The 19323-nt window shown below is 72.5% G+C and carries 18 protein-coding genes; 8 read left to right on the top strand and 10 right to left on the bottom strand.

All coding sequences use genetic code 11. The annotated features are described in order from the left end of the window. Positions 1–97: 97 nt before the first annotated feature. The 5 genes from KIP79_RS17580 to KIP79_RS17600 form a co-directional block, all read right to left on the bottom strand. Positions 98–1108 (bottom strand): phosphotriesterase family protein, encoded by a 1011-nt coding sequence (locus tag KIP79_RS17580; protein ID WP_214105901.1) that lies wholly within the window; start codon positions 1106–1108, stop codon positions 98–100. Then, positions 1105–2169, bottom strand: a complete 1065-nt coding sequence (locus KIP79_RS17585) for an ABC transporter ATP-binding protein (RefSeq protein ID WP_214105902.1) — start codon at positions 2167–2169, stop codon at positions 1105–1107. The genes KIP79_RS17580 and KIP79_RS17585 overlap by 4 nt, the downstream gene beginning before the upstream one ends. Further along, on the bottom strand, positions 2166–3008 hold the full coding sequence (locus KIP79_RS17590; RefSeq protein ID WP_214105903.1) for an ABC transporter permease: 843 nt from the start codon (positions 3006–3008) through the stop codon (positions 2166–2168). Before KIP79_RS17590 ends, KIP79_RS17585 begins: the two co-directional genes overlap by 4 nt. A gap of 4 nt (positions 3009–3012) precedes the next feature. After that, positions 3013–3891: an ABC transporter permease gene (locus KIP79_RS49480; protein ID WP_214105904.1), complete on the bottom strand. Its 879-nt coding sequence runs from the start codon at positions 3889–3891 to the stop codon at positions 3013–3015. Between the two features lie 151 nt (positions 3892–4042). Beyond that, positions 4043–4540, bottom strand: a complete 498-nt coding sequence (locus tag KIP79_RS17600) for a RidA family protein (protein WP_214105905.1) — start codon at positions 4538–4540, stop codon at positions 4043–4045. Positions 4541–4669: 129 nt separating this feature from the next. Here KIP79_RS17600 and KIP79_RS17605 point away from each other — a divergent pair, with 129 nt between their 5' ends. Next, positions 4670–5692, top strand: a complete 1023-nt coding sequence (locus KIP79_RS17605; RefSeq protein ID WP_214105906.1) for a phosphotriesterase family protein — start codon at positions 4670–4672, stop codon at positions 5690–5692. A gap of 11 nt (positions 5693–5703) precedes the next feature. Here KIP79_RS17605 and KIP79_RS17610 read toward each other — a convergent pair whose 3' ends face one another. The 3 genes from KIP79_RS17610 to KIP79_RS17620 are packed head-to-tail and all read right to left on the bottom strand — an operon-like array spanning position 5704 to position 10015. Further along, entirely contained in the window at positions 5704–7149 is a 1446-nt protein-coding gene (locus KIP79_RS17610; protein WP_214105907.1) for an amidase, read from the bottom strand. Next, positions 7149–8483 carry an amidohydrolase gene (locus KIP79_RS17615; protein WP_214105908.1) on the bottom strand — a complete coding sequence of 445 codons (1335 nt, stop codon included), beginning with the start codon at positions 8481–8483 and terminating at the stop codon, positions 7149–7151. Before KIP79_RS17615 ends, KIP79_RS17610 begins: the two co-directional genes overlap by 1 nt. Next, complete coding sequence (locus KIP79_RS17620; RefSeq protein WP_214105909.1) at positions 8480–10015, bottom strand: gamma-glutamyltransferase; 1536 nt, start codon at positions 10013–10015, stop codon at positions 8480–8482. Before KIP79_RS17620 ends, KIP79_RS17615 begins: the two co-directional genes overlap by 4 nt. 139 nt (positions 10016–10154) lie before the next feature. On the opposite strand from KIP79_RS17620, the gene KIP79_RS17625 reads away from it, so the two are divergent. Beyond that, the gene (locus KIP79_RS17625) at positions 10155–11426 is read left to right on the top strand and encodes an MFS transporter (protein ID WP_214105910.1); all 1272 of its coding nucleotides are present in this window, start codon (positions 10155–10157) and stop codon (positions 11424–11426) included. On the opposite strand, the gene KIP79_RS17630 is transcribed toward KIP79_RS17625, so the two are convergent. Both KIP79_RS17630 and KIP79_RS17635 read right to left on the bottom strand, forming a co-directional pair. Continuing rightward, the gene (locus KIP79_RS17630; protein WP_214105911.1) at positions 11427–12035 is read right to left on the bottom strand and encodes a cysteine hydrolase family protein; all 609 of its coding nucleotides are present in this window, start codon (positions 12033–12035) and stop codon (positions 11427–11429) included. A 2-nt stretch (positions 12036–12037) separates the two neighbouring features. Next, complete coding sequence (locus KIP79_RS17635) at positions 12038–12403, bottom strand: cupin domain-containing protein (RefSeq protein ID WP_214105912.1); 366 nt, start codon at positions 12401–12403, stop codon at positions 12038–12040. A 91-nt stretch (positions 12404–12494) separates the two neighbouring features. On the opposite strand from KIP79_RS17635, the gene KIP79_RS17640 reads away from it, so the two are divergent. From KIP79_RS17640 to KIP79_RS17665, 6 genes are all read left to right on the top strand, one after another. Further along, on the top strand, positions 12495–12827 hold the full coding sequence (locus tag KIP79_RS17640; RefSeq protein ID WP_214105913.1) for a N,N-dimethylformamidase alpha subunit family protein: 333 nt from the start codon (positions 12495–12497) through the stop codon (positions 12825–12827). Then, on the top strand, positions 12824–15058 hold the full coding sequence (locus tag KIP79_RS17645) for a N,N-dimethylformamidase beta subunit family domain-containing protein (RefSeq protein ID WP_214105914.1): 2235 nt from the start codon (positions 12824–12826) through the stop codon (positions 15056–15058). Before KIP79_RS17640 ends, KIP79_RS17645 begins: the two co-directional genes overlap by 4 nt. A gap of 137 nt (positions 15059–15195) precedes the next feature. After that, entirely contained in the window at positions 15196–16317 is a 1122-nt protein-coding gene (locus KIP79_RS17650; protein WP_214105915.1) for an extracellular solute-binding protein, read from the top strand. After that, entirely contained in the window at positions 16307–17935 is a 1629-nt protein-coding gene (locus KIP79_RS17655; RefSeq protein WP_214105916.1) for an amidohydrolase, read from the top strand. The genes KIP79_RS17650 and KIP79_RS17655 overlap by 11 nt, the downstream gene beginning before the upstream one ends. Positions 17936–17943: 8 nt before the next feature. Continuing rightward, positions 17944–18963: a phosphotriesterase family protein gene (locus KIP79_RS17660; RefSeq protein WP_214105917.1), complete on the top strand. Its 1020-nt coding sequence runs from the start codon at positions 17944–17946 to the stop codon at positions 18961–18963. A 127-nt stretch (positions 18964–19090) separates the two neighbouring features. Next, positions 19091–19323, top strand: a 233-nt coding sequence (locus KIP79_RS17665; RefSeq protein WP_214105918.1) for an aldehyde dehydrogenase family protein, incomplete at its 3' end; no start/stop codon positions are given.

The raw sequence follows: 19323 nt of genomic DNA on the forward strand, positions 1-19323 counted from the left end.
CCACGTCGGTATATGCGAGGTATAGGCCCAGCTAGGACATGCGGAGAGCCGGCGTCGGGTGACGGTCGCCGTGGGTCGGAGCGTCTGCGGATGAGGCTCAGGATCGGTCGAGCAGGCGGGCGGGCTCCCGTACCGTCATGGTGGTGAGGGTCTCCGGGGGGATGCCGCGGCGGGCGAGTTCGGGGACCATTCGGCCGAGTGGGTGGGCGAGTCCGCCGCCGCCGTACCGGGTGAGCTGGATCTTGGTCCAGGTGGAGCCGCCGATCACCCACCGAGAGGAAGGGTAGGCGTCGAGGAAGCGGACGAGGAAGTCCAGGCGTTCCCGGTCCGAGGGGTTCTCCACGCGGCCGAGGTGCTGGAATTCGGTGCCGAAGCACATTTCGAGGGTGGCTCCGGCGGCGGAGAGGTCGGCGAGGTACGGGGCGTCGAGGAACTCGTCGCAGTTGGTGAAGAGGACCTTGTCCGCCGCCATTCCCTGCCCGGTGAGCAGGTCGATGACGTCGGTTCCGGATCGGGTGTCCGGGTCGAGCCGGACGGTGACGGCGGCGCCGGTCCGGGCCGCGGCCCGGGCCGCGGCGCGGAGCCGGGCGCGTTCGACGGCGGTGACCGTGCCGGTGGTGCCCATGATGCCGAGCAGGCCCGCGCGGTAGCCGGTGCCCGGGACGTGGTCCTCCAGGGCGCCGGTCAGGTGTTTCTCGAGCGCGGTCTCGTCGAGGGCCGCGGCCCACTCGGGCAGCACCGAGGACAGGTAGATCCCGTACGCGGCCACGACGTGGACCCCGGAGCGGCGGGAAAGCTCCGGCAGGCCGTCGTGCCCGGGTCCCAGGCCGACGCTGGTGGCCTCGACGACGGTGCCGACGCCGGCGTTCCGGGCCAGGACGAGTTCCTCGACCGCGGTGTCCGCGGAGTCCAGCCGGAGGTTGTCGGCCAGGGCGAGCGCGTTCCAGCGCAGGTAGCCGAGCACCTCCGGGCGCACCTCGGAGTGCTCCGGCGTCGGCTCGGCCACCCCGTCCCGGCGCAGGCCGCCGGCGTCCAGGAGCAGATGCTCGTGCATGTCGACGGCGCCGAGCGCCTCGGCGGGGACGGGCCCGAGCACCGTCTCGATCATGCGACGACCAGTTCCTGCGCGTCGTCGTTGGCCGTCGCGGCGATCACGTGCACCCGGTCGGGGTGGGCGCAGCCGAGCCGGACCCGGTTGCCGTCCAGGAGGGTGCCGGCGTCCGTCTGCGGTGGCAGCGAGCACACGACGCGCCCGCCGGTGTCGCTGACGACTTCGAGCCGGAACCGCGAGCCCTGGAAGCTGAGCAGCCGTACCACGCCGGAGACCGACCAGGCGTCGGCCGGTTCGGCTCCGGTCAGGACCCGCAGGTCTTCCGGGCGGATGACGGCGGTGCCGGTGCGGCCGTCGGTGACGCCGTCGGGGAGCAGTTCGCCGCCGCGCGCCGGGAACAGGTTGGCCTCGCCGACGAAACGGGCGACGTACTCGGTGGCCGGTTTGCGGTAGATGTTCTCCGGCGTGTCGATCTGGACGAAACGGCCGTCCCGCATCACGGCCACCCGGTCCGACATGGTCATCGCCTCGGCCTGGTCGTGGGTGACCGAGACCGTGGTGATGCCCACCTGCCGCTGGATGCGAGTGACCTCCACCTGCATCTGCTCGCGGAGCTGCTTGTCGAGCGCGGCCATCGGCTCGTCGAGCAGGAGGATGCCGGGGTTGGCGGCCAGGGCGCGGGCCAGCGCGACGCGCTGCCGCTGGCCGCCAGAGAGCTGGGCGGGCCGTCGGCCGATCATCTCGCCGAGTTGCACCAGTTCGAGCATCTCGCGGGCGACCTTGGCCCGTTCCGCGGCGGGGCGGCGGGCGGCGCGCAGCGGGAAGGCGACGTTCTCGCCGACCGTCATGTGCGGGAAGAGCGCGTAGGACTGGAAGACGACGCCGACGCCGCGCTTGCGTGGCGGGCGCTTCTCGACGTTGGTCCCGTCGAAGGCGACGTGGCCGCGGTCGATGCCCTGCAGGCCGGCGATGACGTTGAGCAGTGTCGACTTGCCGCTGCCGCTCGCGCCGAGCAGCGTGACGAACTCTCCGGGCCGGGCGTCGATGCTGACGCCCTTGAGCACGTGGTTCTGGCCGAGGGTGACGTGAACGTCCTGAACGGAGAGCGCGACGGTCATGCCGATGCCTTTCGCCGGAGCCGTGCGGCGCGGTTGCGCCGGTTGGACGCGAGCTGGGCGCCGCCGAGGACGAGGATCGCCAGCAGCGAGACCATCGTGGAGGCCGCGGTCAGCTCGGGGGAGAACGCCTCCTGCGAGGCCGTGAACATCTTCAGGGGCAGGGTCTGGGTGCCCGGAGGCAGCAGCAGTACGGACAGGACGACCTCGTCGAACACCACGGTGAAGGCGAACAGCGCGCCGCCGAGGATGCTGGGCAGCAGCGGCGGCAGCTCGATCCGCCAGAGGATCATGGGCCAGGACGCGCCGAGCGTGCTCGCCGCCGGTCGCAGCGAGGGGTCGGTGCCCGCGAGCCCGCTGGACACCAGCGCGAAGACGTACGGCACGGCGAGCAGGGTCTCCCCGACCACCAGGCTGACCAGGGTGTCGTCGAGGAACGGCAACCGGCGGTCGACCGACCAGAGCCCGACCGCGTACGCGATGGGGGGCAGCGCGATCGGCGCGATGAACAGGGTGCGCACCCACCGCTGGAGCGCGCGGCTGCGGATCCGGGTGAGGCCGAGCGCGCCGAGGGTGCCGAGCAGCACCGCGGCCACCGTGGAGATCACCGCCACCACGACCGACAGCCAGAACGAGTTCAGCCACTGCCGGTCGGTGAGCACCGTCTCGTACCACTGGAGGGAGAACCCGGTCGGCGGGAAGAGGATGAACGACCCGGACGTCCACGAGGTGGCGACGACCACCAGGAACGGCACGAAGAACAGCAGGCTCGCCAGCAGCCCGATCGCGATGATGGGCGTCCGGTACCAGCCGATGGCGCGGAGCAGCGAACGATCGGTCATCGGGTCAGCCCCACTTCTCGCTGACTTTGAACAGGCGGTCGGCGACCAGGTAGATCGCGATGGTGCCGCCGACCAGCAGGATGCTCATCGCGGCGCCGAGGTCGGGGCGGCCGGCGGTGCGCAGCTGCCCGGAGATGACGCCGGAGACCGTCATGTTGGCCGGGCCGCCGAGCAGCAGCGGGGTGACGTAGAAGCCGAGCGCCATGACGAAGACGAGGACGCCGCCGCTGATCATCGCGGGCGTGATGGCGGGGCGGATGATGGTGCGGAAGGTGAGCAGCGGTCCCGCGCCGAAGACCGCGGCGGCGTTGAGCTGTTCGCGGTCGATGGCGGCGAGGGCGGAGGTGATGGGGAGCACGGCGAACGGCAGCATCACGGCGACCATCGCCGGGTACATGGCGACGGCCGTCTGGTAGATCCCGAGCGGCTCGTCCATCAGCCCGAGGTTGCCGCCGAGCCAGAAGATCGCGCCGCGCGGCAGTTCGAGCAGCATCCAGCCGAAGGTCCTGACCATGATCGAGGTCCACAGGGAGAGCAGCAGGGCCGCGATGAGCAGCATCTTCAGCCAGCCGGGTGAGACGGCGACGGCGGTCGCGTAGGCGGTGCCGAGCAGAACGGTCAGCGCGGTGACGACGGCCGCCATCAGCACGGTCCGGCCCAGCGCGTCCAGGAAGACGGGCATCGTCAGAGCGGCGGTGAAGCTGTTGCCCCCGGTCTCGTTGTCGAGGGCCCGCAGGACCAGGGCGGCCAGCGGCACCCCGAGGGCGACCACGAAGAAGGCCAGCGGCGGCCAGAGCAACCAGCGGGCCTCCGCGCGGTTGCGCCCCGGTTCGTGCCGGTCTGCCGGGGCGGCGTGCTCCGGGGGAGCGGTCGTGGTGCTCACCGCGACCCGCCAGGCGTCGCGTGTGATCGCTTGAGGGGTGGGGCCACGCTTTCTCCTTGGCGAGTCACGATGATTCTGAGGATCCAAAAACGTCGATGTCGGATCCGAAACTACTGGGCGTGCGTATCGGCCGTGTTACAGCTTGGCCTCGTCACACCGCCTCCCGGCTCTCGAAGGTCGGCCACAGCTCGACGGAGTTGCGCCGGGAGAGGCCGGTCACGCCCATGGTGGCACGGGCGGTGATGCCGATCTCGGGGCCGAACACCTCCAGGAACAGATCGGACATCCCCGCCGCGACCAGGTGATGCTCCTCGAACTCCGGTACGGCGGCGACGAACACCTGGACCCGGGGGATGGCGGTCACCTCGTCCAGGGAGCCTATGGCGTACCTGACCATACCGAGGCAGTTGACGGCCGCCTGCCGGGCGGAGGCGTAGCCCTGTTCGACGGTCAGGCCGGCGCCGAGCACGCCCGGGTGGAGGCGTTCGCCGTCCCGGGACTCCGAGGTGATCCCGCCGAGCAGGACCAGGCGCCCGGACCGGTGGAACGCCTTCACTTTGCCGTAGCGCTGTCCGTACGGCGGGTTGGCGTAGTCGGGGATGGCGAGCCCGAGCTCGGCCACCCGCTGCTCTGCGGTCAAGTCGGTCACAGCACTCCTCTGAACGGCGTACGGCCCTATTATTGGATCCCAAGTTGGCGATTGGGAATCCATAATTCGGACTTTTTGGCTGTGACGCCCCCGCGCCACCCCCTTCCCCAGCCAGACCGGAGGTATCGCATGGCTGCGCTCACCAGCGTCAACAGCGTGACGGGACCGATCGCACCCGCCGAACTCGGCGTGACCCTGCCGCACGAGCACGTCTTCATCAACATGCTGCCGACCGCCCCCAGGGACGGCCTGCTCAACGTCTGGGAGGAACAGGAGGCCGAGCTGCGCCGGTACGTCGAGGCCGGCGGAACCACCATCCTCGACGTCACCAACGGCGAGCTGAGCGAACTCGCCGCACCGCTCTTCTGGGGCGAGGAGGTCGGCATGAGCCCCCACCAGGACCCGGTCACCGGCTCACGGTCGCCCGCCAACGTGCTGGCCACCAGGGCGATGGCCGAGACCGTCGGGCTCACCGTGGTGCTCGGCACCGGCCACTACCACGACAGCTACCTGAACAGACAGTGGTTCGAGACCACGCCGACCAACCGGCTGGCGGACTTCCTGATCCGCGACCTGGTCGAGGAGATCCCGGGCACCGGGGTGCGCGCGGGCTTCCTGGGCGAGATCGCGGCCGACCACGCCTACGTCACCACGGCCGAGGAGCGCTCCTTCCGCGCCGCAGGCCGGGCCGCGCGGGAGACCGGCGTCATGATCAGCACCCACGCGCCGACCCATCCCGTCGGCCTGGCCCAGCTCGACATCCTGACCGAGGAGGGCGTGCCGCCGGAGCGGATCGTCGTCGGGCACGCCGACACGGTCAAGCACATCCGCTACTCGCTCGAACTCGCCCGCCGGGGCGTGTTCGTCCAGTACGACTGCCTGATGACCTGCCGGATCGGCGGGCACCTGGTCATGCCGGAGCTGGAACGCCGCATCTCCTACCTGCTCCAGCTGGTGGACGCCGGTTACGCCGACCAGATCCTCCTCTCCCAGGACGTGTGCGCCCGCTCGCACCTGCACCTCAAGGGCGGCCCCGGCTACGCCTTCCTGTTCACCGACTTCTTCCCGCTGGCCGTGGAACGCGGGCTCGACCCCGGCCTGATCCGCAAGTTCACCGTGGACAATCCCCGCCGGGCGCTGTTCGGCGCCTGACCGGCGGGGGCTCAGTCCGGAATGGCGGTCGGCGCGCTGCCGACGAGGCCGAGTGCCTTCTCGATCGCCGCGCCGATCGCCAGGAGCCGTGCGTCGCCGCGCGACGGGCCGACCACCTGGAGGCCCACGGGCAGCCCCGCCTCGGTGAAACCGCCCGGGGTGACGAGGGCGGGGTGGCCGGTCGCCGTGATCCGGTTGGCGACCAGCTGCCAGCGGAAGTACCGGTCGAAGCGCACCCCGTCGATCTCGGGTACCCACTCCAGCTCCGCCGGGGGAGGCGGCACCGGGGTCGCGGGCAGCACCAGCGCGTCCACGTCCGCCAGCAGGCGGGCGGTGTCCCGGAACAGTTCGGTGCGCCACGCGAACGCCTCGGCGAGCGTACGCGCGCTGGTCCCGCGGCCCTGTTCCACGTTGCGCAGGAAGTTCTCGCGGTAGTCCGCGCGCGCGGCCTCGGGCAGCGCGTCCACCCGCTCGTGGCCGTAGGAGAAGAACTCGAACATCTCGATCGTCTCCCAGGCCTGGTCGGCGCGGGAGAAGTCCGGTTCGCGGTCCATGACGGTCGCGCCGGCGGACTCCAGGGCGGCGCGGGCCCGTGCGTGCACGGCGCGGATCTCCGGGTCGATCGGCAGGCCGCCGACGTCGGCGCTCCAGGCGAGGCGGAGCCCGCGCAGGTCGAGTTCGTCCAGGCAGGCCAGCCCGTACGGATCCTCGATCCAGGACAGCGGCCACCGGCGGTCGTGCCCCGCGATCCCGCTCAGCAGCAGGGCCGCGTCGGCCGAGTCGCGGGCCATCGGGCCGAGCACCCCGTGCGGGCTCCAGGCGTTGCCGGGACGGCCGCTCGGCACGGCTCCCGGGGTCGGGCGCAGGCCGACCACGTTGCAGAACGCCGCCGGGTAGCGGATGCTGCCGCCGCTGTCGGAGCCGTCCGCGATCGGCAGCATCCCGCTGGCCAGGGCGGCCGCGGCCCCGCCGCTGCTGCCCCCGGCGTGCCGGGTGAGGTCCCACGGGTTGCGGGTGGTGCCGAAGACGGGGTTGAAGGTCAGGGTGCCGAGGCCCATCTCGGGGGTGTTGGTCTTCCCGATGATGAGCGCCCCGGCGCCGCGGAGGTGTTCGGCCAGGACGCTGTCGTGTGCCGCGGGCGGGGCGTCCGCGTGGACCGCGGAGCCGTGCACCGTCGGCAGGCCGGCGACGTCGACGAGGTCCTTCACCGCGGTGGGCAGCCCGTGCAGTGGGCCCAGCTCGTCCCCACGGGCGACGGCGCGGTCCGCCTCTTCCGCCATCGCCAGCGCCGTCTCCCGTGGCAGGGCGGAGACGATCGCGTTGAGCGAGCCGTTGAGCTGGTCGATGCGGTCGAGGTGGGCACGCATCACCTCGACGGCGGAGACGCGCCGCTCCCTGATGGCCGCCGCGAGGTCACGGGCCGGCCAGCGGTGCAGGGCGTCGGGGGAAGTGGTCATCAGGACTCCCGGAAGACGGTTCGGCCGCCGACCTCGGTACGGAGCACGCGTACCGAACGGAGGTCGTCGGCGGGCAGGGCGGTGGGGTCGCGGTCGACGGCGATCCAGTCGGCCAGGCGCCCGGCGCGCAGGACGCCGCGGTCGGCGCCCGCGAACGCGGCGTCGGCGGCGGAGCGGGTGTATCCGGCCAGCGCCTCCGCGACGGTGATCGCCTCGGTCGGGCCGAGCGGGTCGTCCCTGCGGTCGACGCGCCGGGTCACCGCCGTCCACATCAGCTGCCAGGGGTCGAAAGGGAAGAACGGCCCGTCGGAGCCGAGGGCCACCCTGGCCCCGGCGTCGAGCCAGGACCGGAGTGGGTTGATCGTGTCGGTCCGCGCGCCCAGCTCCTCGGCCAGCCGCGCGCCGTTGAACCAGGTGATGGACGGCTGCGCGCTCGCCACCAGACCGAGCTCCGCGGCCCGGGCGATCGTGGCGGGGGCGACGTCGAGGTAGCCGTGGATGATCTGGAACCGGCCGTCGCGCAGCGAGCGCTCCCCGGCCGCGCGGGCGAGCAGGTCGACCACCTTGGCGACGGCGCCGCCGCCGACCGCGTGCACGCCCATCGACCAGCCGTACTCAATGCAGAAGCGGGCGAACTCGGCGAAGTCCTCGTCCGCGAGGAGCTGCCGTCCCGGCGACCCGGTGGACGGCCACGGCGCGTCCAGCAGCGCCTCGCTCTTCAGACCCTCGCCGTCGAAGTAGACCTTCACCCCGCCGATCCGCAGCACGTCATCGCCGAACCCGGTGTGCAGGCCGAGCCCGCTCAGCCGCCCGATCGCGTCCTCGACGGTGGGCGCCCGCGGCGTGCCCAGCCCGGGGTACGGCATCGCCGTCACCCGCACGGTGAGCTCGCCGCGCCGCCACGACTCCTGGTATCCGCGCAGCTCCGGCTCGGTGACCGCCGGATCGACGACACCGGTGATCCCGAGCCCGTGGAGCAGCGGCTGGACCCGGCGCAGGGCGTCGGCGCGTTCCGCCGGCGACCGGGGGACGTCCCACTCCTCGCCGTGCCAGTCCCTGGCCATGATCTCCAGGAAACCGGGGACGTCGGGTTCGGCCCCGCCCGCGTCGTGCTCGAACTTGAGCGCCGCCCGGGCCAGGTGCAGGTGGGCGTCGATCAGGCCGGGCAGTACGGCGCCCGCGTCCGGCCTCTCGACGGCGGCCTCCGGGTAGGCGGCGCGCACCTCCGCGAGGGATCCGACGGCGGCGATCCGGCCCGCGACCACGGCCATGGCCTCGGCGACCGGCCGCTCGGGATCCATCGTGACCAGGTGCCCGGCCACGATCGTCGTCATCGGTGTCCCCCCTCGATCAGCTCGCCCGCGCCGTCGGCGCGGGGATCGCTCGCGGCGTCCAGCCGGGTCGTCCCGTCGGGCCCCACCCGGCGGCGAGTGAGCTGGACGTGCCCGGCGATGTCCTCAGGGCCGGTGCGTTCGTCGACCGGCAGCCCCATGGACCGCGCCGCGCGGAGCACCGCGTCGAGGCCGGGTTCGGCGACCAGGGTGGTGCGGTCGTGCCCGAGGTCCACGTCGCCGACGACCCAGCGTGGCTCGGCGAGCACCTCCGCGGGATCCTTGCCGGGGTCGGCGAGCAGGACGGGGGCGACCTGCGCCAGGATCCACGGCTGGGCGCGGCCTCCTTGGCAGCCGATCGCGAGCACCCCGTCAGGGGAGTCGACGATCAGCGGGCAGAGCGTGTGCGGCGGCCGGGAGCCGGGGGTCAGCCGGGCCGGGCCGGCCGGGTCGAGACTGAAGGCCGCGCCGCGGTTGTGCAGGACGATGCCGGTCTCGGGTTCGAGCAGGCCCGCGCCGAAGGTCTGGAACACACTCTGGATCAGCACCACCGAGAGCCCCGAGTCGTCGCTCGCGGAAATCGCCACCGTGTCCCCATGGGCGGGCGGCTCCGACCCCGGGGCCGTGGCGAGGGCCAGCGGGTTGAGGGCCAGGATCGCCGGGATGTTCACCGGCGCTGTTCGCGGGTCGCCGAGGTGGGAGGCGCGTACCTGGATGGCCCGCAGGCAGGCGTCGAGCAGGGAGCCGGACGCGGCTGCGCTCGCCACGCCGAGCAGGAGGGGCCCAGCAGTCGGGGGCGGGGCGGCCCACCAGGTGTCCTGGCCGATCCGGGCGGACAGCGCGGGGACGACCTCCGCCTGGTGGGCGGCGAAGTCGGCGGCGGTGTGCAGGCCCCCGGTGGCGCGGAGTCCGGCGACCAGGCGTTCGGCGATCTCGCCGTGGTAGAAGCTCGCCGGGTCGTCGGCCAGGTGCGCGAGAGTGCGGGCGAGCGCGGGCTGGGTGAAGCGTGCGCCGGTGGGCAGCAGGTCGCCGTCGGGCGCGAAGAGGGCGCGCAGGCCGGGATCGGCGAGTACGGCCTCGCCCCGGCTGTCGAGCGCCCGCCGCAGCCCGTCCGTGACGGTGGATCCCCGCTCGGCCAGCCCTTGGGCGTACCGGAGAGAATCGCTCAGGGGGAGCCGGGCGCCCAGGCCCGCCAGTGCCTGCCAGCCTGCGACGACACCGGGGACGGTGACGGTGTGCGGGCCCTGCCGCGGCATGGCGGGGCCAGGGAGCCGGTCAGAGGTGAGGGCGGCGGGCGCGGCTCCGGCCGACACGACGGCCGTCGTCTCCGGGCCGTCCGGTCCGGCTTGGCGGACCAGCGCCACCAGGTCGCCGCCGAGCGCGCACTGGTGCGGGTAGACGACGGTCAGGGCGGTGGCGGCGGCGAGGGCGGCGTCGAGCGCGTTGCCTCTCGCGGACACCGCGTGCCGGCCGGCGTCGATGGCCGCACGATGTGGTGCCGCTAGGGCAACTTTGGATCCGATCGGCGTACTCATGGATTCAGTATGCGGAGAATCACGTCAAAATGGGATGAACATCAGCCAACTGTGTTGATAATCGAGACATGGATACAATCGTCGCGTCTCATAGCTTCCCCGGCGAGAACGCGGATCTCAACTCAGCCGACCGCCGCGGATGAGGCGGGGTGGCGCGCCGCGCTTCTCGACGCCCGCCTTCTGGCTGATCTTCGTTTCGTCCTCGCTCAGCAACGTCGCCTACAGCAGCACGGCGCCCGTGCTGCCACGCTACGTGGTGGAGGTGCTCGGCGGCGGCCCCGCCCTGGTCGGGGCGCTGGTCGGGCTCTCCCCGATCGCGTCGCTCGTGGTCCAGCCGTTCGCCGGCGTACTGGCCGACCGGTACGGCTACCGCGTGGTCTCGGTGGCCAGCGGCCTGCTCGGCTCCGTCGGCGTGCTGTTCCTGGTCCTGTCGGCCACCGTCCCCGGCGTCGCCGCGGGCCGGGTGCTCTTCGGGGCGGGCGGCTCGGCGATCGCGACGGCGCTGATGGCCTGGGTGCTCGCGATCGTCCCCGCCGAGCGGCGCGGGCAGGCGCTGGGGGTGTTCGGCCTCGGCGTGTGGATCGGGCTCGCCCTCGGGCCCGTGGTCGGCGAGAACACCTTCCATCTGGCCGGGTTCGGCGCGGTCTGGCTGGTCTGCGGGGCGCTGCAACTGGGGTCCGTGCTCGCCGCGCTGGTCGTCCGGCACCGGGCCGACGGATTCCCGCCGGAGGAGACCGCGGTCGTGACGGGGGAGAACCTGGCCGGTGGCGCGGCGGGTCCCACCGACGGCGCGCCCAATAGTGCGCCCAGTGCGCCCATCACGCCCGGCTGGCGGGTCGCGGTGCGGTCGGTGACCCTCGCCGGAGTGGTCGCGGGCCTGGTCTGGGCCACCGAGGGTGTGCTGCTCACCTACCTGGTGCTGCACCTGGAGTCCCGGGGGATCCGGCCGGACGGCGTGTTCGGCGGGGCGAGCGTGTTCACCGTCTTCGCGGCCTCGGTGGTGCTGGCCCGGCTGGCGGTCGGAACGCTGCCCGACCGGATCGGCGCCCGGCGGTCGGCCGCGCTGGCGTTGAGCTGCGTGGCCGCCGGGCTGCTGGTGGTCGCGGCGGCGGGGTCGTTCGCGCTGGCCGCCGTCGGCGCGGTGGTGCTCGGGGTGGGGTTCGCCCCGTTGTTCCCGTCCCTCACCATGATCGCCACAGAACGGCTGCCGTCGAGCCTGCGCGCCACCGGGCTCGGCTTCTTCAACGCGTACATCGCGGTCGGGCTGGCCGGGGGTTCGTTCGTCGGCGGTGTGCTGTCCGGCTGGTGGGGGGAGTGGTCGGCGTTCGTGGCCGCCGCCGCCCTGGCCGTGGCCGGGCTCGGCGTGCTCGCCGCCGAGCCTGGACACGGCCTGCGCACCTGGCGCCGCTGACTAAGGGATCGCCACCGGCTCACGGGCGTCGAGCCACGCCGTCACCTCTTCGCTGGTCACCAGCGCGTCCCGCTGGAGGTACTGGACGGCCTCCAGCGCGGCGTCGTGGGCGCGCTGCGAGGAGCCGCCGACGCAGTCGGTCAGCACCTTGACGTGGTAGTCGTGCTGGTGCGCGTCCACCGCCGTGTAGTGGATGCAGACGTCGGTCAGCCCGCCGATCAGCAGCACGGTCTCGGCCCGGTACGCCTTGAGCACGATCTCCAGCTCGGTGCCGAAGAACGCCGAGTAGCGGCGCTTGCGGATCAGGAACTCCTCGGGCCGGGGCCGGATGTGCGGCGCCAGCTCGGTCTCCGGCCAGCCCTCGACGCAGTGCGGGCCCTCCACACCGTCCAGCTCGCGCCCGATGTCGACCAGCGAGGGCTTGTGGACCTCCTGGATGAACACGACGGGGACACCCTTGGCGCGGCAGTCGTCGATCAGCTTCTCGACCCGCGCGACACGTTCGTACCGGCCGCCCATGTGCGGGATCTCGGTCCGGGACTCCGCCTCGGGCACCCCGCCGCCCTGGATGTCGACCACGATGAGGACGGCGTTTCCAATGATCTCCATGCTCAGGCCTCCTTGTAGACGACGTAAACCTTGCGCAGCCGCTCGTGCACGGTCCACTCCCCGGTCCAGCCGATGGGGAAGTAGGCGGTGCTGCCCGCGGCCAGTTCTACCGGCTCCCCGCCGTCGCGCCGCACGGTCATCCGCCCGGCCAGCACGTGGATGATCTCGCCACGGGTGTCGAACTCCCACCGGGAGCGGCCCGGCTCGCTCTCCCAGATGCCGGAGATGACGGTGCGCGCCTCGTTGGTGAAGTCCACCCGGCTGCGCACCAGCACCTCGCCGTCGAGCGGGGTGGCGCTCGGCGGCGCGAGGGGTTTCTCGGCGAGTTCGCCCGCGGCGACCTCCAGCGGCCGATTGGTCAGAGTCACGGTGGCACTCCTCGGGGGGTTAGACGTCAGATCTGGATCCTAAATCATCTTGCTAGGATCCAGAATGGTCACTTGTCTGAGGGGAGCCCGCATGGTCCTGAGCGTCCAGGACGAGTTCATCCGCGCCAACCGGATCCGCGCCCTCGTCACCCCGGAGCTGCTGGCCGAGGCACGCGCCAACCCGCCGCGCGGCAGGCAGTCCGCCGCGCTGGTCGAGGTGCTGGACTTCCTGCGCCGCAACCCCGACCCCGAACTGCCGCGGTACGCCGTGCTGCGGACACCGGACGGCTTCGCGGTCGTCCGCCGCGCCCCGGTCCGCGGCGCGCCACCGACGCCGGACGGTGCCGATCGGTACCCCACCCGCCAGGAGGCCGAGCACGCGGTGCTGCTGCGCAGGCTGCGGGACTACGAGGTGCTTTCGTGAGCGGGCGTCTCGGGGTAATGGGGTACACCGACCGGATCTCCTACCGGCCAGGCGACGACGTGACCTGCTACGTGAGCACCACCGCGGCCGAGTGGACCGCCCGGCTGGTCCGCCTGTTCGCGCTGTCGATCCCGAGCGCGGGTATGCCACGGCGGATCGAGCCGGTGCCAGGGGTCGCTCCGATCACCCGTCCGGGGATCGCGCAGGAGACAGTCGTGGGCTCGTCTGTGCGAGTCGAGGACTTCCCTGTTGTTGGACCCGCCGGGCTGACCGTGGCCGTCGCGGTGATGCCGACCCGGCCGGGTGTGGACGCCCAGTCGGTGCTCGCGCACTGGGACGGGACGGCGGGCTGGACGCTCGGTCTGGCCGCCGACGGGCGGGCGCGGCTCGTGGTGGCAACGGAGGCGGGCGTGGTCGAGCTGGTCGCCGGGGCGCCGCTGGTGTCCGGGTGCTGGTACGAGCTGCGGGCCTCGATCGGCGGCGTCGCAGGGGCGGCCGTCGAGCTGGAGGTCGCCTCGTGTGGCACGTTCGAGTCCGACAGGGTGGTGCTGCCCCGCACCGCCCCGGCTCAGGCCGAGACCCGGCTGCCCGGGGATCCCCTTCTCCCGGAGGGCGTCCCACTGCGCTGGGCGCGGCGGTCGGAGCGCGGTGAGCGGGATGAGCGTTACGACGGGCGGGTCGAGAACCCGGTCATCGTCGGGCGGGCGGGGGCGCCCGGCGACCGGGGAACGCTCGCCGCGCATCCGGACGTCGTCGCCGCCTGGGATCTGGCGGCGGGTATCGGTCCCAGGGGCGTCAGCCGTACCGGGCATGTCGCCGACGCCGGGCCGTACGGGCGGCACGGGACGGCGGTACACCACCCGCAACGCGCAGTGACCGCGTCAGGCTGGACGGGAGACGTCACCGACTTCCGGTTCGCTCCCGATCAATACGCCGCGATCCACTTCCACCGGGACGATATGACCGACTGCGGCTGGCGTGACCAGGCTGTACTCCGCCTGCCGGACGACCTGCCGAGCGGCGTCTACGCGCTGGAGCTGACCGACACCGACGGCGCCGCCGACACGGTGCCGGTGTTCGTCCGCCCGGCCGAGGGGGCGCGCCCCGCGCCGGTGTTGCTCGTCCTGCCCACCAACAGCTACCTCGCCTACGGCAACGACCACGTCGGGGTGGACAGCCCGCGCACCCAGGTGTGGACCCAGCAGGTCCCGGCCCTGGACGACTTCGAGCTGTTCCGGGACGCCCACCGCGAGCTCGGCTACTCCCTGTACGAGGCGCACGCCGACGGCACCGGCGTCTGCTACTCCAGCTGGCGGCGCCCGCTGCTCACCCTGCGCGAGCGCGTCTACGACCACAACGCGCCGGTCTGGCAGTTCACCGGCGACATGCAGCTGGTCGACTGGCTCGACCGGGCCGGCCTCGCGTTCGACGTCGCCACCGACCGGGACCTGCACCGCGAGGGCGTCGGCCTGCTCTCGGAGTACGCCGTGGTCCTCACCGGGACGCATCCGGAATATCCCACCCTGGAGATGCTGACCGCCTACGAGGAGTACGCGGCCACCGGCGGGCGGCTCTGCTACCTCGGCGGCAACGGGATGTACTGGGTGACCGGCGTCGATCCGCAGGACGAGCAGGTGATCGAGATCCGGCGGTGGGGCGGCACCCAGGCCTGGCTGGCCGAGCCCGGCGAGTACCACCTGGGGTTCACCGGCCAGCAGGGCGGCATCTGGCGGTTCCGTGGCCGGGCGCCGCAGAAGACCTTCGGGGTCGGGTTCGTCGCCGCGGGCAACCCGGGCTCGGGGGCCCCGTACCGCCGGATCGCCTACGACCCCGCCACCGACTGGGTGTTCGACGGCGTCCGCGCCCGGGACTTCGGCGCCGACGGCGTGTCGGGCGGCGCGGCCGGGCTGGAGATCGATTCGGCCGGCCCGCTGCTGGGCACCGCGGACGAGGCGATCGTGCTCGCGACCTCGGTCGGACACGACGACGACATGCTGGAGGCCAGGGAGAACTTCAACATGACCAGCCGAGTGCTGGGCGGCGGGCGGAACCCGCGGGTCCACGCGGACCTGGTGCTCGTGCCCCGGGCCGGTGGGGGAGCGGTCTTCTCGGTCGGGTCCATCGCGTTCGCGGGGGCGCTCCGTGAGCTCGACGGGGAGGTCAGCCGGCTGCTCGGCAACGTGGTCCGCAGGTTCGCCTCGGGGGCGCCGGTGCTGGACGAGCCGGGGTGACCGAAATCCGATACCTGTCCTTAACCTACGGATGCATCCTAGGCGCTTAAATGGGATCCAAGACGCCTCAAACTGAATCCACGATCCCCTGAGGTATCTGCGCCACCGCAGCGTCCCGACTTGGAGGCTCGAAGCCTATGTCCGCTCCACGGCCGCTCCGTCCCGCTCTCTCACGTCCTGCCCGCCGCCTGTTCTCCGCGGTGGCGCTCTCCCTTACCGCCGCGCTCGCGCTGAGCGCCTGCGGCGGCGGCACCGAGTCCACCACGAGCGGCGCGCCCGGCACGGCCGCACCGTCCGGCGGGCAGAAGCTGTCCGGAAAGATCATCTGGGCCGACTTCGGCGGCCCCACCAACAAGGCCCGCCAGCAGACCTACTTCGACGGGTTCACCGGCGACACCGGGGTGGAGGTGGTCTCCACCGTCGAGGAGGACGCGCTCGTCGACACCATGCTCAACGGCGGCGCGGGCGACTACGACGCCATGCACGTCGGCCTCGACTTCGCCTACCGGTACAAGGACAACATCCTCTCCCGGCCCGCCGGCGCCACCCTGGACCAGCAGCTGCCGGAGGACATCAGGGACAAGGCCTGGGGCACCTTCCTGGTCGGCCACGCCCAGGGCTACCTGACCAGTACCTTCCCGAACGGCGGCCCGCAGACCTGGGCCGACTTCTGGGACGTCAAGAAGTTCCCCGGCAAGCGGGCCTGGCCCGGCACCCCCGGCAGCTACGACAGCACCTGTGAGGTCGCGCTTCTCGCCGACGGCGTGGCCCCCGACCAGCTCTACCCGCTCGACCTCGACCGGTGCACCAAGAAGCTGAACGAGCTGCGGCCGAACATGGTCTTCTACAACTCCTACCCGGAGATCCAGCAGCTGATCGCCTCCGGGACCGCCGCGGTCGCGCTCGGCCCGAGCGGTCAGTACGCCGCGCTCCGCAACGGCGGCCAGGACGTCACCGTCTCCTGGAACCAGGCGGTCGTCGCGCCGAACGTGATGGTCACCCCGGCCAAGGCGCCGAACGCGGACAACATCTTCGCGCTCGCGGAGTGGATGAGCGACCCGCAGCGGCAGGCCGAGTTCGCCAAGCTGACCGGCTACGGCCCCGGCAACCCCGACGCGTTCCAGCACATGACCAAGGAGACCCTTGACAACGTCGTCACCGCTCCCGCGCACGACAAGATCGTCTGGCAGAACTCCCGTGCGCGTTCGGAGCAGCGGGACGCTCTCCTCGCCTGGTACACGGGCTGGCTTGGCCAGTAGCCCGGATCCGGCCGGCCCGGCGACCGTGGTCGCCGGGCGCATCCGGACCATGGACCCGGCGCGCCCGCTGGCCGAGGCGATGCTCGTGGTCGGCGACCGGATCGCCGCCACGGGCGACCTCGCCGAGGTCCGCGCGCTGGCGGGCGAGCACGTCCCCGTCCACCAGGCGGCGGGGCCCGTGCTCCCCGGGTTCATCGACTCCCACATCCACGTGCTCACCGTCGGTCTGGAACGCCGCCGGCTGACCATCTCGGAGGCGGGGTCGGTGGCCGAGGTGGTCGACCGGATCCGGGACTGGCTCGCGGCCAACCCCGGCCACGACTGGGTCGTGGTCGGGGCCCACTTCCACGAGGAGGACCTCGCCGAGGGCCGGCTGCCCACCGCGGCCGATCTGGACCCCGTTTCCCCGGGCGTGGCCCTCTACCTGGACCGGCGTACCCACGACGCGATCGTGAACAGCGAGGCGATGCGCCGCGCCGGGATCGACCGCGGCACTCCCGACCCGCCCGGCGGGCGCATCGAGCGGACCCCGGACGGCGAGCCGACCGGCGTCCTGATCGAGCGCCCGGCGGCCGACCTGGTCTTCTCGCTGATCCCGCCGCCGTCGGCGGAGGAACTGGACGCCGCCCTGGACGAGGCCCAGCGTCACCTGCACTCGCTGGGCGTCACCGGGGCCAGCGAGCCCGGCCTGTTCCCCCACGAGATGGCCGTCTACCAGGACGCCTGGCGGACCGGACGGCTCACCATGCGGACCATGGGCATGCCGCTGGCCGACACCGACATCCCACCCGAGCAGTTCCTGCGTGGGCTCGGCGGGCTCGGGGTAAGGACAGGGTTCGGCGACGAGCTGTTCAAGCTGGGGCCGCTCAAGGTCTACCTGGACGGCACCGGCGGCTTCGGCACGGCGCTGCTCTCCCGGCCCTGGCCGGGCACCGACGGGTACCACGGCAACCAGACCTGCGGGTCGGAGACCTTCGAGGAACTCGTCCGGTTCTGCGCACGCGAAGGCTGGTCGATGGCGATCCACGCCGTCGGCGACGAGGCGGTCCGGGTCGCCCTGGCCGCGTTCGAGCGCGCGGACGCGGAGTGGCCCATCCGTGACCTGCGGTTCTCGATCATGCACTGCTACCTCTGGCCGTCGGCGGAGAGCATGGCGCTGGCCGAGCGGCTCGGCGTGCTGCTCTCCACCCAGCCGGCCATGCAGTGGCGGGTGGCGTCCGGGATCGCCGCGCGGTTCGGGGAACCGGCCGCCGGGACCGCGCCGCTGCGGGACTGGTTCGACGCCGGGGTGACGGTGGCGGGCGGTTCCGACGGCCCGGACTTCCCGATGTCGCCGCTGTTCGGCATGTGGCAGGCCAGGACCCGGCGGGTCCGCGGCCTGGAAGAACCGCTCGGGCCCGAGCAGGCGATCACCGCCGAGGAGGCGCTCCGCATGTACACCGTGGACGCCGCCAGGTACTGCTTCGCCGACGGGGAACGCGGGTGGCTCGCGCCGGGCGCGCTCGCCGACTGGGTGGAGCTCAGCGCGGACCCGGTGGAGACCGAGGACGAGCGGGTCGCCGACATCCAGGTGCTCCGGACCGTCGTCGGCGGCCAGACCGTGTACGCGGATCGATAGGACACAGCATGCCCATTCACACCGTTCTCGGGCCCATCGACCCCGCCGAGCTGGGGCCCACCTCGATGCACGAGCACCTGCTCAGCGACCTGCGGGTGTGGAGCAGGCCGAGCGCGGAGGAACCGCCGCCAGGGGTGCCGATCGGCCCGGAACTCCTCGGCTACCTGCGGTGGAACGCCCTGTCCATCCCCGAGAACCTGGTGCTGCACGATCCGGACGTCGCGGTGCGGGAGCTGGCGGACGCGCGGGCCGCCGGCGCGAGCGCCGTGGTCGAGCTGACCCTGGAGGGCATGGGACGGCGGCTGGCCGAGCTGCCGGACATCTCCCGCCGCAGCGGCGTGCACATCTGCGTCGGCGGCGGCTTCTACGTGGAGCAGACCCACCCGGATCGGGTACGCGCCGCCGACGTGGACGGCGTCACCGAGATGCTCCTGGACGAGCTGCGGAACGGCATCGGCGGCACCGGCATCCGCCCGGCGCTGCTCGGTGAGATCGGCACCAGCTGGCCGGTCACCGACGGCGAGTGGAAGGTGCTCCGCGCGGCCGGCCGGGCCGGGGCGGAGACCGGCGCCGCCGTCTACGTGCACCTGTCCTTCCGTGGCAAACCCGCCATCCCGGTGCTGGAGGCGCTGGTCGAGGAGGGGATGGACCCCTCGCGAGTGGTCATCGGCCACCTCGACGAGTACTTCGACCCCGGCTACCACCGGGAGGTCGCGCAGTCCGGGGCGATGCTCGCCTACGACACCTTCGGCTCGGACTTCCTGTACGGCGACCCCGCGCAGCGCAACCCCACCGACGCGGAACGCTTCGAGATGGTGGCCTGGCTGCTGTCCGAGGGCTTCGCGGACCGGCTGGTCATCGGGGCCGACGTGTGGGCGCAGGCCAACCTCAAGCACAACGGCGGGTTCGGCTACGACCACCTGTTCCGGCGGATCGGCCCCGGGATCACCCGGCTGGCGGGCGGGGACGGCAAGGTCGTCGAACGGATCCTCGTCGAGAACCCGCGCCGCCTACTGGACCGGCCGTAACCGGGTCCTGAATCGCCATGGTGGGCCAACAACCGACCCCCTGGGCGTAAAGGCGCGATCAAATCGTATTATTGGATCCAAGGGTTGAAAGTTAGGATCCCTTCTGGCCATTGGGGGCACGACGTACATGAGCACCACCGCAGCCGGCACCGGCAGGTTGGTTCCGCTCCGCGACGAGGAGCCGTTCCTCGTCGGCGGGGCGTGGGTTCCCCCGGGCGACCGGGACCGGATCGACGTCCTCGATCCCGCGTCCGGCGCCCTGCTCAGCCGGGTCGCCCAGGCGACCGCCGCCGATGTCGACGACGCCGTCGCCGCGGCGGCCCAGGCGCACGCCGACGCGCGCTGGCGAGGTCTGCCGCC

Source organism: Acrocarpospora catenulata (genome assembly GCF_018476525.1).
Lineage (GTDB): Bacteria > Actinomycetota > Actinomycetes > Streptosporangiales > Streptosporangiaceae > Acrocarpospora > Acrocarpospora catenulata.

Coding starts and splice junctions, on each gene's coding strand:
- KIP79_RS17580 (WP_214105901.1), bottom strand. CDS start 1,108: ATGATCGAGACGGTGCTCGGGCCCGTCCCCGCCGAGGCGCTCGGCGCC.
- KIP79_RS17585 (WP_214105902.1), bottom strand. CDS start 2,169: ATGACCGTCGCGCTCTCCGTTCAGGACGTTCACGTCACCCTCGGCCAG.
- KIP79_RS17590 (WP_214105903.1), bottom strand. CDS start 3,008: ATGACCGATCGTTCGCTGCTCCGCGCCATCGGCTGGTACCGGACGCCC.
- KIP79_RS17605 (WP_214105906.1), top strand. CDS start 4,670: ATGGCTGCGCTCACCAGCGTCAACAGCGTGACGGGACCGATCGCACCC.
- KIP79_RS17610 (WP_214105907.1), bottom strand. CDS start 7,149: ATGACCACTTCCCCCGACGCCCTGCACCGCTGGCCGGCCCGTGACCTC.
- KIP79_RS17615 (WP_214105908.1), bottom strand. CDS start 8,483: ATGACGACGATCGTGGCCGGGCACCTGGTCACGATGGATCCCGAGCGG.
- KIP79_RS17620 (WP_214105909.1), bottom strand. CDS start 10,015: ATGAGTACGCCGATCGGATCCAAAGTTGCCCTAGCGGCACCACATCGT.
- KIP79_RS17625 (WP_214105910.1), top strand. CDS start 10,155: ATGAGGCGGGGTGGCGCGCCGCGCTTCTCGACGCCCGCCTTCTGGCTG.
- KIP79_RS17630 (WP_214105911.1), bottom strand. CDS start 12,035: ATGGAGATCATTGGAAACGCCGTCCTCATCGTGGTCGACATCCAGGGC.
- KIP79_RS17640 (WP_214105913.1), top strand. CDS start 12,495: ATGGTCCTGAGCGTCCAGGACGAGTTCATCCGCGCCAACCGGATCCGC.
- KIP79_RS17650 (WP_214105915.1), top strand. CDS start 15,196: ATGTCCGCTCCACGGCCGCTCCGTCCCGCTCTCTCACGTCCTGCCCGC.
- KIP79_RS17660 (WP_214105917.1), top strand. CDS start 17,944: ATGCCCATTCACACCGTTCTCGGGCCCATCGACCCCGCCGAGCTGGGG.